At 69.0% G+C, this 13,374-nt stretch carries 13 protein-coding genes; 6 read left to right on the top strand and 7 right to left on the bottom strand.

Translation table 11 applies throughout. The features are described from left to right. Window positions 1–50: 50 nt before the first annotated feature. From ABIE21_RS06590 to ABIE21_RS06570, 5 genes are all read right to left on the bottom strand, one after another. A complete protein-coding gene (locus ABIE21_RS06590) occupies window positions 51–1,172 on the bottom strand; it encodes an adenosine deaminase family protein (protein WP_354023975.1) in 1,122 nt (373 codons plus the stop codon). Between the two features lie 89 nt (window positions 1,173–1,261). Then, window positions 1,262–2,341 (bottom strand): extracellular solute-binding protein, encoded by a 1,080-nt coding sequence (locus ABIE21_RS06585; RefSeq protein ID WP_354023974.1) that lies wholly within the window; start codon window positions 2,339–2,341, stop codon window positions 1,262–1,264. A gap of 52 nt (window positions 2,342–2,393) precedes the next feature. Then, a complete protein-coding gene (locus tag ABIE21_RS06580) occupies window positions 2,394–3,398 on the bottom strand; it encodes an ABC transporter ATP-binding protein (protein ID WP_354023973.1) in 1,005 nt (334 codons plus the stop codon). Then, window positions 3,395–4,192, bottom strand: a complete 798-nt coding sequence (locus ABIE21_RS06575; protein ID WP_354023972.1) for an ABC transporter permease — start codon at window positions 4,190–4,192, stop codon at window positions 3,395–3,397. The genes ABIE21_RS06580 and ABIE21_RS06575 overlap by 4 nt, the downstream gene beginning before the upstream one ends. Then, window positions 4,189–5,010 carry an ABC transporter permease gene (locus ABIE21_RS06570; protein WP_354023971.1) on the bottom strand — a complete coding sequence of 274 codons (822 nt, stop codon included), beginning with the start codon at window positions 5,008–5,010 and terminating at the stop codon, window positions 4,189–4,191. The genes ABIE21_RS06575 and ABIE21_RS06570 overlap by 4 nt, the downstream gene beginning before the upstream one ends. Before the next feature lie 204 nt (window positions 5,011–5,214). Between ABIE21_RS06570 and ABIE21_RS06565 the strand changes: the two genes are divergently transcribed. Next, on the top strand, window positions 5,215–6,177 hold the full coding sequence (locus ABIE21_RS06565) for a LacI family DNA-binding transcriptional regulator (RefSeq protein WP_354023970.1): 963 nt from the start codon (window positions 5,215–5,217) through the stop codon (window positions 6,175–6,177). A gap of 232 nt (window positions 6,178–6,409) precedes the next feature. Here ABIE21_RS06565 and pepN read toward each other — a convergent pair whose 3' ends face one another. Then, window positions 6,410–8,956, bottom strand: a complete 2,547-nt coding sequence (gene pepN, locus ABIE21_RS06560; RefSeq protein ID WP_354023969.1) for an aminopeptidase N — start codon at window positions 8,954–8,956, stop codon at window positions 6,410–6,412. Between the two features lie 66 nt (window positions 8,957–9,022). On the opposite strand from pepN, the gene ABIE21_RS06555 reads away from it, so the two are divergent. After that, window positions 9,023–9,649: a mycothiol-dependent nitroreductase Rv2466c family protein gene (locus ABIE21_RS06555; RefSeq protein ID WP_354023968.1), complete on the top strand. Its 627-nt coding sequence runs from the start codon at window positions 9,023–9,025 to the stop codon at window positions 9,647–9,649. Here the strand turns inward: ABIE21_RS06555 and ABIE21_RS06550 are convergent. Beyond that, window positions 9,646–10,326, bottom strand: a complete 681-nt coding sequence (locus ABIE21_RS06550) for a hypothetical protein (RefSeq protein WP_354023967.1) — start codon at window positions 10,324–10,326, stop codon at window positions 9,646–9,648. The genes ABIE21_RS06555 and ABIE21_RS06550 overlap by 4 nt on opposite strands. Before the next feature lie 99 nt (window positions 10,327–10,425). Here ABIE21_RS06550 and ABIE21_RS06545 point away from each other — a divergent pair, with 99 nt between their 5' ends. From ABIE21_RS06545 to ABIE21_RS06530, 4 genes are read left to right on the top strand one after another with little or no spacing between them, the layout of a single operon-like run. After that, complete coding sequence (locus ABIE21_RS06545; RefSeq protein ID WP_354023966.1) at window positions 10,426–11,847, top strand: NAD(P)/FAD-dependent oxidoreductase; 1,422 nt, start codon at window positions 10,426–10,428, stop codon at window positions 11,845–11,847. Then, entirely contained in the window at window positions 11,844–12,191 is a 348-nt protein-coding gene (locus ABIE21_RS06540; protein ID WP_354023965.1) for a cupin domain-containing protein, read from the top strand. The genes ABIE21_RS06545 and ABIE21_RS06540 overlap by 4 nt, the downstream gene beginning before the upstream one ends. A 50-nt stretch (window positions 12,192–12,241) precedes the next feature. After that, a complete protein-coding gene (locus ABIE21_RS06535; RefSeq protein ID WP_354023964.1) occupies window positions 12,242–12,823 on the top strand; it encodes a hypothetical protein in 582 nt (193 codons plus the stop codon). Window positions 12,824–12,865: 42 nt separating this feature from the next. Continuing rightward, window positions 12,866–13,351 (top strand): ribose-5-phosphate isomerase, encoded by a 486-nt coding sequence (locus ABIE21_RS06530; RefSeq protein ID WP_354023963.1) that lies wholly within the window; start codon window positions 12,866–12,868, stop codon window positions 13,349–13,351. Window positions 13,352–13,374 lie beyond the last annotated feature (23 nt).

Genomic DNA, 13,374 nt, shown 5'->3' with positions numbered 1-13,374 from the left:
GCTAACTCCTGAATTTCCGATTCTGGCGGTGGCGGGCGTGGCGGGCGCTGCTACCCGGGGATGCCGAACTCGCGGTCGAGGGCGGCGAACTCGGCGGTGAAGGATGCCGCGAGGGCGGCCTTCTCGGCGGCGGGCAGCCACGAAGCGGCGACCCCGGCGAGCGACATGGCGCGCACCTGGTCTGCGGTCGCGCCGATCTGCTCGGAGACGATGCGGTACTCGTCGGCGAGCGTCGTCGGAAACATGCCGGGGTCGTCCGAGGCGGGGATCACGTTGAGGCCCGCCTCGAGCATGGCGGCGATCGATGCGCGCCGCCACGGCCGCCACGAGCGCCGCGACGTGGTCGACACGACGGTGAACGCGACCTGCTGCTCGCGCATGCGCTCGACGACGGCGTCGTCCTCGAGCACGTAGTAGCCGTGGTCGATCCGGTCGCAGCCGAGCAGGTCGAGGCAGGTGATGGTGTTGACGGCGGTGGGGGAGTGCTCCGACGAGTGCGCGGTGCGGCCGAGGCCCGCGTCGCCGGCGAGCCGGTAGGCCTCGGCGAATCGTTCTGGCGGGCCGGCGGTCTCGAGGTTGTCGAGGCCGATGCCGGCCACGTACTCGTGCGGGTTGTCGACGACCTGGCGCACCACCTCCAGGGCGTGCTCGCCGCTCTTGCTGCGGTCGATGCCCTGGATCATGCGGCCGGTCATGCCGAAGTCGCGCTCCGCCATGCGGATGCCCTCGGCGTAGGCCTCGACCGATCCGCGGTAGCCGAGCCCCGCGAGGTGCGGGGGAACCTCGTCGAAGAACAACTCGAGGTGTCGCGTCGAGCTCGAGTCCGAGGCATCCTGAAACGCCTCGTACACGATGCGGGTGAGGTCGTCGGCGTCGCGGAGCACCTCGGTGACCCAGCGGGAGGCCTGGAACAGCGAGTACGACACCTCCGGCTCGCCGGCGCTGCGTCCCTGCGGCACCGGCACTCGCGTGTTGCGGTAGAGCTCGGGGTCGGGCGGGAGCGAGTTGATGTCGGCGAAGATGCGCTCGGGCTCGGCGGGCAAGGCGAGCTTCTCGCGTCGGGCCAGCTCGGCGAACGTCGACGCCCGCACGGTGCCGATGAGGTGGCAGTGCAGGTCGGTCTTCGGCATCCGGTCGAGGTAATCGCCGGGCAGCTGTGCTGTGCTGTTCATGGTGGGTCAGTTCTCGTGAAGCGTCGTGAAGCGTCGTGTGGAGGAGTGCGCCCGTTCCCCGCCCGAACGGGGAACGGGCGCCGGCCGGATTAGTTTGCGGTGACCTCGCGGGCGAATCGGTCGACCCACTCGGCGCGGGTCGAGACGAGCTCGGTCGGGTCGAGGGTGGCGTAGCCGGCGGCGATCGGGTCGGTGGCGATGTCTCCGACGACGTCGACGATGCTCGACGGCACGGTCGCCTCGAGATTCACCGGCAGGTCGCCGACGATCGCGGCGGACGCGGTCTGCGCCTCGGCCGAGAGCAGGTAGTCGATGAACTCGTACGCACCCTCGACGTTCTCGGCACCGGTCGGGATCATCGCGCGATTGGTGGCCATGTAACGGCCCTCGTCGGGCGCGGTCCAGGCGACGGGCTCGCCGGAGGCGACGAGGGTCGTGGCGAATCCGCTGAGCGAGTCGGCCGCGACGATCTCGCCCTGCGTGAGCAGGTTGGTGACCTCGGTCGACGAGCTGTAGAACTGCAGGATTCCCGGAGCCCACTCGGCCATCGTCGACAGCGCCGTGTCGATGTCGTACGGGCCGTCGCCGTAGGCCTCGCCGACGCCGGAGAGCGCGAGCTGGCCGGCGGTCACGGCGATGTCGGGCAGGGCGAGGCGGCCCGCGTAGTCGGGGTTGGCGTAGAGCTCCCAGTCGGATGCCTCGGCGGCGGTCACCTCGTCGGTGTTGTAGAGCGTCCCGTTGAGCTGGTAGCTGTAGGCCGGTCCCGCGTAGGCGTCCTCGACCGCGAAGTCGGCGATGTTCTCGAGGTTCGGCACGTCGGTGGCGTCGAAGTCCTGGAAGAGGTCGTCCTCCTGGCCGAGGGCGGCGTAGTAGTCCGAGATGAGCATGACGTCGATGCGGGGGTCGCCGTCGGCGAGCTGCAGCTTCGAGAGGCGGTCGGCGTTCGAGCCGGTCTCGACGACGACCTCGATGCCGGTGGCCTCGGTGAAGGGATCGAAGATCGCCTCCTGGAACTCCTCGACGCCGAACGGGAAGGTGCTCACGACGATGCTCTTCGAATCGGAGTCGCCCGACTCGTCTGCCGCCGACGAGCAGCCGGCGAGGACGAGCGCGGTGGCGGCGAAGCCCGCGGCGAGGGCGATGGAGCGCTTGCGTGCAGTGCTGTGCATGGAACGGTTTCCTTTTCTGTAGGCCGTGAGGACCGGTGTGTGGTGTGGGGGACTAGTCGGCCAGGGCGACGAGGCGGCCGGGTGCCGCTCCGACGGTGACCGTGTCGCCGACGGCGAGCGTGTCGACGCCGGTGCTGCGCACGTCGGAGAGGAGGCGGACGGATGCACCGGAGTCGTCCACCGCGTCGACGGTGACGAGCAGATCGACGCCGCGGAAGGCGACATCCGTGATCGTCCCCGCGAGGCGCAGGCCGTCGGCGCTGCCCGCGGGCGTCGCCGCCGAGACCTCGAGGTGCTCGGGGCGGATGGCGATGGCCCGACCGTCGGCGGTGGTGACGAAGTTCTCGTAGCCGAGGAAGTCGGCGACGAAGCGGTTGGCGGGGCCCCGGAACACGTCCTGCGGCGAACCCTGCTGCATGATGCGGCCGGCGCGCATGAGCACCATGTCGTCGCTCATCTCGAGGGCCTCGTCCTGGTCGTGGGTGACGAGCACGACGGTCAGGCCGGTCTCCGACTGGATGCGGCGGATCTCGGCGCGCATCTGCACGCGCAGCCGGGCGTCGAGGTTGGACAGGGGCTCGTCGAGCAGCAGCAGCTTCGGCTTGATCGCGATGGCGCGGGCGAGCGCGACGCGCTGCTGCTGGCCGCCGGAGAGCTTCTTCGGCTTGCTGCCCGCGAGGTGGGCGAGCCCGACGAGGTCGAGGGTCTCCATCACGGTCTTCTGGCGTTCGGCCGCGGGCACACGACGCAGTTTGAGGCCGTAGCCGACGTTCTCGGCGACGCTCATGTGCGGAAAGAGGGCGTACGACTGGAAGACCATGCCGAGGCCGCGCTTCTCCGGGGGCGTGCGGGTGCTGTCGACGCCCGCGATGGTGATCGTGCCCGAGCTGGGCGCCGAGTAGCCCGCGAGCATACGGAGGCTCGTGGTCTTGCCGCAGCCGCTCGGGCCGAGCAGCGTGGTGAGCTTCCCCTCGGTGATGGCCAGGTCGATCGAGTCGACGGCGGTGAAGTCGCCGAACACCTGGCTGACTCCCGAGAATTCTGCTGCAATGCTCATCGGTTGATTCCTCCGAAGATCTTGGCGAAGCCGACTGTTCGTTCGGCGATGACGGCGACGACGATGGTGGCCGCGAGGATCAGCGTGGCCATCGCCGCGACCATGGGGTCGTAGCTCTGCTGCACGTAGTCCAGCATCGTGACGGGGAGCGTGCGGAAGTCCCTGCTCTGCAGCAGGAGCGACAGCGGCACGTTGTTGAACGAGGTGACGAAGCTGAGGAGGGCGGCCGAGAAGATGCCGGGGCGCAGCAGGGGGAGGGTGACGGTGAAGAAGGCGCGCAGCGGCGAGGCGCCGAGCCCGCGGGCCGCCTCCTCGAGAGCGGGGTCGGCGAGGGCGAGGGATGCCCCGGTGACGCGCACGGCGTAGGGGAGCATCAGCACGGTGTGGCCGATGAGCAGGGTCTCGAAGTTGTCGAGCCGCAGCCCGATCATGAGCTGCTGGTAGAGGGCGAGGCCGACGACGAGCTCGGGAACGATCAGCGGCGACAGGAACAGCCCCTCGACCAGGCCCTTGCCGGGAATGTGGCCACGATGGATGGCGAGCGTCACCGGCACGCCGACGAGCAGCGCGAGGACCGTCGCGAGCACCGCCAGCTGCAGGCTGGAGACCAGCGCGCCGATGAACGGCTCATACGAGAGCGCGGCCTCGAACCAGCGCAGCGACACGCCCTCCGGTGGGAAGCGCAGCGTCTCCCCGCCGGTGAAGGCGGTGGCGACGACGAACAGGATCGGCACGATCATCACGATGTAGCCGGCGACCGCGAGGGCGCTCGCTACCGGGCGGCGGACCTTCATGAGATGGCCCCTCTCCGGCCGACGAGCGAGGAGAGCCCCGAGACAAGGAAGACGAGGATCGTCATGATGAGGGCGGTGGCGGATGCCGACGCCCAGTCGATCGTGACGCTCGAGTAGGAGAACAGTTGGGTCGAGAGCATCCGCTGGCTGGACCCTCCGAGCAGGTACGGGGTCGTGTACGCCGTGACCGAGCCGGCGAAGACCAGCGTGGCGGCGACGACGATTCCCGGCAGGGAGAGCGGGATGACGATGCTCCAGAACGTGCGCGTGCGGCTGGCGCCGAGGCCCCTGGCCGCGTCATCCAGACCCGCATCGACCTGGGCGACGGCGGAGTAGCACGAGATGATCGCGAGCGGCAGGAACAGCTGGGTGAGGCCGAGCACGATCGCCAGCTCGGTGTAGAGCAGCTGGGGCGCCTTGTCGACGAGGCCGAGTGCGAGGAGCGCCTGGCCGATGGCGCCGTTCGAGCCGAGCACGACGAGCCAGCCGAAGGTGCGCACGACGTTGCTGAGCAGCAGCGGGAAGATGGCGAGTGCGAGCAGCACTCCCGACCAGCGCGAGGTCGAGCGGGCGAGGAGGTAGGCGATCGGGAAACCGAGGGAGACGCAGATCACGGTGACGATGAGGCCGATGCCCACCGTGCGGCCGATGATGCGCAGGTCGTAGGGGTCGGTGAGCATCTCGCCGAAGCGCACGAAGATCTGTGCCGGTTCGATCCCGGGAGGGGAGAACAGCATGATCAGCGACGGCACGAGGAAGCCGACCACGAGAAGGACGAGCCCCGGCAGAAGCAGGAGCGCGGCAGTACGGTTTCTCACTGTCGTACCTCCGGTTGATTCGAAAGGAACCCACCGGATTCTGGGGCGGGGATGTAATCGGTTGTGCAACCGGTTACATTTAGCCTAGAGGTCGCGAGAGCGACAAAAGGCGCCGCCGTGTAAACAACGTGTAACAGAACGCGGCGGGGCACGCGCGCCGGAACAGGTCGCGACTCTAGGGTGAGGATCTATCGAAGGGGAGCCGTGTCCACTCTGGCCGATGTGGCCGCTCGAGCCGCAGTGTCGAAGGCGACGGCATCGCGCGCGCTCAGCCGCCCCGAACTCGTGGCCCCCGAGACGACCGCCCGCGTGCTCGCCGCGGCGCTCGAGCTGGGCTTCGTTCCCAACCGCGCCGCCCGCGAGCTGGCCAGCGGCCGCAGCGGTATCGTCGCCCTCGTCGTGCCGACTCTCGAGAACAGCTTCTTCACCCCGATCATCGCCGGCGCGCAGGCCAGAGCCGAGGAGGCGGGCCTGCAACTGACAGTCGCGGTTCATCCGCTCGCATCCACTGACGAACTCGTCGCCTTCCGGCGGCTGTCGGCCCAGGTCGACGGCTTCATCGTCGCCGCGCCGCGCGGTGCAGACGACGTCGTGCGCGCGGCATCCGCGTTCAAGCCGACCGTGCTGGTCGACCGGGAGATCGACGGGCTGACCTCCGTCGTCGCCGACACCGCCACGGCGTTCGGCGGGCTCGTGAGCCGTTTCATCGACGAGGGGCACGGCAGGATCTCCTACATCGGCGGTCCGGATGGCTCATGGCAGAACGGCCAGCGCACCCTCGCCGTCACCGCGGCCGCCCGCGGCCGGGCCGAGCTGACCGTGCTCGGGCCGTACCCGGCGACGTTCGCGGCCGGCGTCGCCGCGGCGGCCGAGGTCGTCGCCGCCGAGTCGACCGCCGTCGTGCCCTACGCCACCGCGATCGGCCTCGGCCTGATGTTCGCGCTGCGGGCGGGCGGCGTGGAGTCGCCCGCGATCACCGTCAGCTCGGAGCGCATGGTCGTCGACGCGCTCGGCTTCACGGGCGTTCCCGCGATCGACGTGGACGGCGACGAACTCGGCCACGTCGCCATGCACCAGCTGCTGGCACGCATCGGGCGCAGCACGCCGCCGGCCGCGGAGCAGCTGCGTATGCCCGTCCCCGTGCGCTGGGCCGAGCCCGTCGCCTGACCCGTGCCGTGCCGTGCCGTGCGGCCGCTTACCTCGCGCTCGGAAATTCAGGAGTCAGCCGGATGCCCCGGGTCGTCTCCCGCGAATCTCCGTGGGTCGGTCGCGCCGCCAGGGCGCTGACTCCTGAATTTCCGATTCTGAGGCGCGAGTCACGGCGCCACACACCTGAACGGCCCCCGCCTCGACAGAGACGGGGGCCGTTCAGGACGACGAGGGCGGATGCCGCGACGTGCTACTTCGCGTCGCGCGCCTGCACGACCAGTGCGCGCTCGACACCCGCGAGGTTCTCGGTGACGAGCCTGCGCAGCGCCGGGGTCTCCGGGTTCTGCGCGAGCCACGACTGCGTCGCCGCCACGAGCTCTTTCGACGCGAGCGGCGTTGGGTAGAGCCCGACCACGAGCGTCTCGGCGATCGAGTGCGTGCGGTCCTTCCAGATGCGCGTGAGCATGCCGAAGTACGCGTCGACGATGCTCTCGAGCGACGCGGGGTCGTTCACGTGCTGGAAGCCGACGGCGGTCTGGCGCACGATCGCGTTCGGCAGCTCGTCGCTCTCGACGAGCGAGTCGAATGCGGCGCGCTTCGCCTCGGCCGTGGGGAGCGCCGCGCGGGTGCGCGCCGCGGCCTGCTGGCCGTTCGAGGTGTTGTCGGCGGCGAGGGCCGCGTCGATCTCCGCGGCGCCGATCGCGCCGTTGACGGCGAGGCCCTCGAGGATCTCCCACGCGAGGTCGGTGTCGATCTCGAGAGAACCCAGCGTGACGGAACCGTCGCGCAGGCCCTTCAGCGTCTCGACGTGGGCGGGCGTCGACGCGATGTTCGCGAAGAACTTCACGAACTGGAACTGGGCGTCGGAGCCCTCCTCGGCGTCTTTCGCCAGCTCCCAGAGCGCGTCGCCGACGAGTTCGATCGTCGCGGCGCGCTTCGACGGCTCGACGTAGAGGCGCGCCGTCGTCGTGAGCTGCGACAGGGTCGTGCGGATGGTGGTCGACTCGGTCTCGGTCGCGATGTTGCCGAGAACGAGCCGCACGTAGTCGCTGGCCGCGGTCTCGCCGTCGCGCGTCGAATCCCACACCGAGCCCCAGACGATGGCGCGGGCGAGGGGATTCTCGATGTCGGCGAGGTGCTCGATCGCGACGGCGAGCGAGTCCTCGTCGAGACGCACCTTGGCGTAGGCGAGGTCGTCGTCGTTGATGAGGAGCAGGTCGGGCTTGCGGCGTCCGATCAGCGCCGCGACATCCGTCTGCTCGCCATTGACGTCGATCTCGAAGCGCTCGGTGCGCACGAGCTTCTTGTCTTCGAGGTTGTAGAAGCCGATCGCGAGGCGGTGCGGGCGGATCGTCGGGTAGTCGATGGCCGCGGTCTGCAGCACCGAGAACGAGGTGATCGTGCGGTCGTGCGTCGCCTCGAACGACGGGCGCAGGGTGTTGACGCCCGCGGTCTCGAGCCAGAGCGCCGACCAGCCGCTGAGGTCGCGTCCGCTGGTGACCTCGAGCTCGCTGAGCAGGTCGCCGAGCTCGGTGTTGCCGTAGGCGTTCTTCTTGAAGTAGGCGGCGACGCCGGCGAAGAACGCGTCGATGCCCACCCAGGCGACGAGCTGCTTGAGCACCGAGCCGCCCTTGGCGTAGGTGATGCCGTCGAAGTTCACCTGCACGTCTTCGAGGTCGTTGATCGTCGCGACGACCGGGTGCGTCGAGGGCAGCTGGTCCTGGCGGTAGGCCCAGCTCTTCTCCATCGCCTGGAACGTCGTCCAGGCCTCCGTCCACTCGGTCGCCTCTGCGGCGGCCATGGTCGACGCCCACTCGGCGAACGACTCGTTGAGCCAGAGGTCGTTCCACCACTTCATCGTGACGAGGTCGCCGAACCACATGTGCGCCAGCTCGTGCAGGATGGTGATGACGCGGCGTTCCTTGACCGCCTCGGTCACCTTCGAGCGGAAGACGTAGGTCTCGGTGAACGTGACGGCGCCCGCGTTCTCCATGGCGCCCGCGTTGAACTCGGGGACGAAGAGCTGGTCGTACTTCTCGAACGGGTACGCGTAGTCGAACTTCTCCTCGAAGTAGGCGAAGCCCTCGCGGGTCTTGTCGAAGATGTAGTCGGCGTCGAGGAACTCGAACAGCGACTTGCGGGCGTAGATCCCGAGGGGGATAACGCGGCCGTCGCGGCTCGTCAGCTCCGACGTTGTCACGTCGTAGGGTCCGGCGACGAGGGCGGTGACGTAGCTGGAGAGCACGGGCGTGGGGGAGAAGCTCCACACCGAGTTGGCGGTGCCGGGCAGCTCCTCCGGGGTCGGGGTCGGCGAGTTGCTCACGACGGCCCATGCGCTGGGCGCCGTGACGGTGAACTGGAACGTCGCCTTGAGGTCGGGCTGCTCGAACACGGCGAAGACGCGGCGGCTGTCGGGCACCTCGAACTGCGAGTAGAGGTAGACCTCGCCGTCGACCGGGTCGACGAAGCGGTGCAGTCCCTCGCCGGAGTTGGTGTACTCGGCGTCGGAGACCACCACGAGCACGTTCGACTCGGCGAGTCCGTCGAGCTGGATGCGCACGCCGTCGTTCACCACGGCCGGGTCGAGGGCGGCACCGTTGAGAGTGACCGAGTGCACGGTGCGGGAGAGGTGGTCGATGAAGGTGGATGCTCCGGCTCGCGCCGTGAAGTTCACCTCGGTCGTCGAGAGGAAGACCTCGTCTCCCGTGGTCAGGTCGAGTGCGACCGTGTAGCTCTGTACGTCTACGGTCGCCTTTCGCTCCTGGGCTTCGACTCTGGTGAGGTTCTCTCCTGGCACGCGACACTCCTTTGTAGTTCTGTGGACGCGGCTCGTGGCCGCGGCTCCCAGCTTAGGCTTGGCGGCATGACGGACTCCACCTCGACCACCCGCACACCCGTCGACTTCTGGTTCGACCCGAGCTGCCCGTGGGCGTGGATGACGAGCCGCTGGGTCGACGAGGTCGCGCGGCTTCGCGAACTCGATGTCACCTGGCACGTGATGAGCCTCGCGGTGCTCAACGAGGACAACACCGAGCTGAGCGACCATTACAAGCAGTTCCTGCCCCGTGCGCTGCGCTACACGCGGCTCGTGACCGCCGTGGCCGAGCTGCACGGCGCCGATCTCGTGAAGCCGCTCTACGACGCGCTCGGCACTCGCATCCACCCGGGCGGCAGCATCGACGCCGACACGGTCATGGCCGAGGCGCTCGCAGAGCTCGGCCTCCCCGCAGAGCTCGTCGCGTTCGCAGACACCGCGGAGTTCGAGCCGCAGCTGCGCGCCAGCCATGCCGACGGCATCGGCCGCGTCGGGCAGGATGTCGGAACGCCCGTCATCGCGGTCAATGGAACTGCGTTCTTCGGCCCCGTTATCTCGCCCGCTCCGAAGGGCGAGCAGGCCGCCGCGCTGTGGGACGGCGTGGTCGCCGTCGCCGCCTACGACGGGTTCTTCGAGATCAAGCGCTCACGCACTCGCGATCCCCAGTTCGACTAGACCCTCTCGTAGCTGCGCTCCTGCACACGGTTGCGCTTCGGCACCGAGACGGCGGCGTCACGCACGCAGTCGTCGATCGTCGAGGAGAGCAGCCGGAAGAGCCGGTCGTCGGCGTCGCTGATGCAGGCCTCCGCCATGCCGATGATCGACAGAGCCACCATCTTGTCGACGGTCCACGAGTCGAGCCGCGACTTGGTGGTGCCTACGGAGGCGAGGAATGCGCGCGCCCACTTCTCGGCGCTCGGTGCCTGCTCGAACGCGCCGCGGATGATCGAGCGCAGGTGCTCGGCCATCTCGTCGTGACGGTTCTCGAGCAGGGCCTCGCAGTGCGCCAGGCCGACCGAGATCGCCCGCTGCCGTGACTCGCTCGCGACGGGCAGCGCCGCGGCCGATGCCCGCACGCTCACGATGAGGCGCACACGCTCGTCTGGTCCGTGCAGTCCGATCACCGAGGGGATCAGCGGCACGAGCCTGCCGCGAGCGTCGTCGCTCGTGCAGTCGTTGACGGCCCTTGCCAGTGCGGCGATGGCGGCGTGGGTGCACGTCGGGTGATCGCTCCACCGCTCACCGGCCAGGTGAGAGGCGTACTCCATAAAGCAGGCGCCGCGTTTGGGCGAACGATGTCTGCCGACGGAGAGCACGGGCAGGAACTCGGGTATCTGGTTCGATTTGGGCATTTGATGCCTCCACAGAGAATGAGATCGTGAATCCAGTGTGCCCCCACAATTGGCAATTGACCAGACCTAACTTTGACCGGCCCCACCTAGTGTTGTCGCATGGCCGAGACCGCATTCGATCGCTCCCACGTCAACCCCGCCCTGGTCGCATCGTCGCTCTCGGCCAGCGCCTTGCAGCCGTTCTGGCTCGACAATCTCGACGTTCCCGAGTGGCCGGCGTTCTCCGGCCGGGAGGTCTTCGATCTCGTCGTCGTCGGCGGAGGGTACACGGGCTTGTGGACGGCCCTCCTCGCCAAACAGCGCGACCCGTCGACACGGGTCGCCGTGCTCGAGGGGCGCACCGTCGGCTGGGCGGCCTCCGGTCGCAACGGAGGCTTCGTCGAGGTCAGCCTGACCCATGGTGAGGCCAACGGCCGCAGACGCTACGCGCGGGAGTTCGACCAGCTCGAGCGGCTGGGGCTGGCCAACCTCGACGAGATCGAGGCCACCGTCGCGGATGGCGCGTGGGACTGCGACTTCGAACGCACGGGAAGCCTCGCCGTCGCCGTGGAGCAGTACCAGGTCGACGAGCTGCGGGAGGCGCACAACGGCACCACCGAGCTGTTCCTCGACACCGACGCCGTGCGCGCCGAGGTCGACTCGCCCACGTACCTCGCCGGACTGTGGAGCACCCGCTCGACGGCGCTCGTGCACCCCGGGAAGCTCGTCGCGTCGCTGGCCCGCGCGTGCGCGGAGGCGGGCGTTGAGATCTTCGAACGCTCGCCGGTGCGCGGGCTCGACACGCGGTCGACCGCCGGCGCCGTGGTCGTGGAGACCAGAGAGGGCTCGGCCGTCGCGGCCCGCGTCGCGCTCGCCACGAACGCCTTCCCCTCGCTGCTCGGCCGCTACCGGTTGCACACCGTGCCCGTGTACGACTACGTGCTGATGACCGAGCCCCTCACCGGCGATCAGCTCGCGAGCATCGGCTGGGCCGACCGGCAGGGCGTCTCGGATCTCGCGAACCAGTTCCACTACTACCGGCTGAGCGCCGACAACCGCATACTCTGGGGCGGCTACGACGCCGTCTACCGCTACGGCGGGCATATCCGCCCCGAGTACGACGACCGGCCGCAGAGCTTCGAGACGCTGGCCCGTCACTTCTTCGCGACGTTCCCGCAGCTCGAGGGAGTGCGGTTCAGCCACCGCTGGGGCGGCGTCATCGACACCTCCACGCGGTTCTCCGCGTTCTTCGGCCGGGCCGCCCGCGGACGCGTCTCCTACGCGGCCGGCTTCACCGGACTCGGGGTCGCCGCGACGCGGTTCGCCGCGAACGTCATGCTCGACCACCTCGGCGGACTCGACACCGAACGCACCCGGCTGCGCATGGTGAAGTCGGTGCCGCCACCGTTCCCGCCAGAGCCGGCGGCATTCCTCGGCGTACAGGCCACCCGCTGGGCGCTCGACCGGGCCGACCACAACGACGGAAAGAGGAACCTCATGCTCAGGACGCTGGATGCCGCGGGGCTGGGGTTCGACTCGTGAGCGCCGTCGCCGGGGTCGACCCCGTCGTGGCGCTCGCCGTCGACGTGCCGCTCCAGCCGGTGCCCACCGAGCAGGTGCTCGACGGCGCCCCCTTCGCCGGCGCGGTGGTGCTCGGCGAGTTCGACGGCGACGAGTTCGGAGTCTGGGAGATGACGCCCGGCACGATGACCGACGTGGAGAGCGCGGAGCTGTTCGTGGTGCTCGCGGGCGCCGCGTCCGTGGAATTCCTCGACGACGAGGTGGTCGTGCAGCTCGTCCCCGGATCCGTCATGACCTTCGACGCTGGCGCCCGCACGATCTGGACCGTCACGCAGACGCTGCGCAAGCTGTGGGTCGCTGGGTGAGCCCGTACCACCCCGTGGCCGATGACGGTGCCCGCTGCTAGGTTGCGAGCATGAAACAGCGCGAACTCTTTCTCATGTCAGACGCCGCCCTCCGCGACGTCGTCGACCGCATCCGCCCCGAGCAGCTCGAACTGCCGGTTCCTGCCGAGTGGAGCCAGACACCGGAGCCGACGCTGCTCGACGTTGTCGCGGCGCACGCCTACGACGAGGCATGGGTTCCCGATGTGCTCGCCGGCCGCACGATCGACGAGGTGGGCGACAAGTACGGAGGAGACCTGCTCGGCGGCGATCCGCTCGAGAGCTACGACCGGCTCAACGACGCTGCGACCGTGGCCGTGAACCGGCCAATCGACCCCGACGACGTCGTGCACCTGAGCTACGGCGACTTTCCCGTCACCACCTACCTCGAACACATCTCCACCTACCGGTCGTTCCAAGCCTGGTCGATCGCCAAGCACATCGGCCTCGACTACTCACTGCCGCCGGAGCTGGTCGACGCGCTGTACGAGATCGTCGTGCCGCAGATCGACGACTGGCGCGCCATGGGGGTCTTCGGACCCGCGGTCGATGTGCCGCAGGACGCCGACCGCGAGACCCGGCTGCTCGGCATGACCGGCTACTGGGTGCGGTAACGGCGTGACGGGCGAGGGGCGACGGGAGGGCAGAATGGTTGCATGCGCATCCACATCGCGACCGACCACGCCGGACTCGAATTCAGCGAAGATCTCCAGAGCCATCTCGCCGCCGGCGGCCACGAGGTGATCGACCACGGACCGACGAGCTACGAGCCGCTCGACGACTACCCGAGCTTCTGCATCAACGCGGCGCAGGCCGTCGTCGAAGACCAGGCCGAGGGCATCCAGGCGCTCGGCGTCGTCTTCGGCGGATCGGGCAACGGAGAGCAGATCGCCGCCAACAAGGTGCGCGGCGTGCGGGCCGCCCTGGTCTGGAACGTATCGACCGCCGAGCTCGCCCGCCAGCACAACGACGCCAACGTCATCTCGATCGGCGCGCGCCAGCACACCGTCGACGAGGCGAAGCTGTTCATCGACACCTTCATCAACACGCCGTTCACCCACGAGGAGCGTCACGCGCGCCGTATCGCGCAGTTGGCCGAGTACGAGACCACCGGGTCGATCGCCGGACACCAGATCGACTGACAGACACAACGACAGAAACGCGT

It is taken from the genome of Conyzicola nivalis, from assembly GCF_040548875.1.
Lineage (GTDB): Bacteria > Actinomycetota > Actinomycetes > Actinomycetales > Microbacteriaceae > Conyzicola > Conyzicola nivalis_A.
This window is presented reverse-complemented; position numbering and strand designations above follow the sequence as displayed.

Excerpts from the sequence above, each read along its gene's own strand:
- ABIE21_RS06590 (WP_354023975.1), bottom strand. The coding sequence starts at position 1,172 with ATGAACAGCACAGCACAGCTGCCCGGCGATTACCTCGACCGGATGCCG.
- ABIE21_RS06585 (WP_354023974.1), bottom strand. The coding sequence starts at position 2,341 with ATGCACAGCACTGCACGCAAGCGCTCCATCGCCCTCGCCGCGGGCTTC.
- ABIE21_RS06580 (WP_354023973.1), bottom strand. The coding sequence starts at position 3,398 with ATGAGCATTGCAGCAGAATTCTCGGGAGTCAGCCAGGTGTTCGGCGAC.
- ABIE21_RS06575 (WP_354023972.1), bottom strand. The coding sequence starts at position 4,192 with ATGAAGGTCCGCCGCCCGGTAGCGAGCGCCCTCGCGGTCGCCGGCTAC.
- ABIE21_RS06555 (WP_354023968.1), top strand. The coding sequence starts at position 9,023 with ATGACGGACTCCACCTCGACCACCCGCACACCCGTCGACTTCTGGTTC.
- ABIE21_RS06550 (WP_354023967.1), bottom strand. The coding sequence starts at position 10,326 with ATGCCCAAATCGAACCAGATACCCGAGTTCCTGCCCGTGCTCTCCGTC.
- ABIE21_RS06545 (WP_354023966.1), top strand. The coding sequence starts at position 10,426 with ATGGCCGAGACCGCATTCGATCGCTCCCACGTCAACCCCGCCCTGGTC.
- ABIE21_RS06535 (WP_354023964.1), top strand. The coding sequence starts at position 12,242 with ATGAAACAGCGCGAACTCTTTCTCATGTCAGACGCCGCCCTCCGCGAC.
- ABIE21_RS06530 (WP_354023963.1), top strand. The coding sequence starts at position 12,866 with ATGCGCATCCACATCGCGACCGACCACGCCGGACTCGAATTCAGCGAA.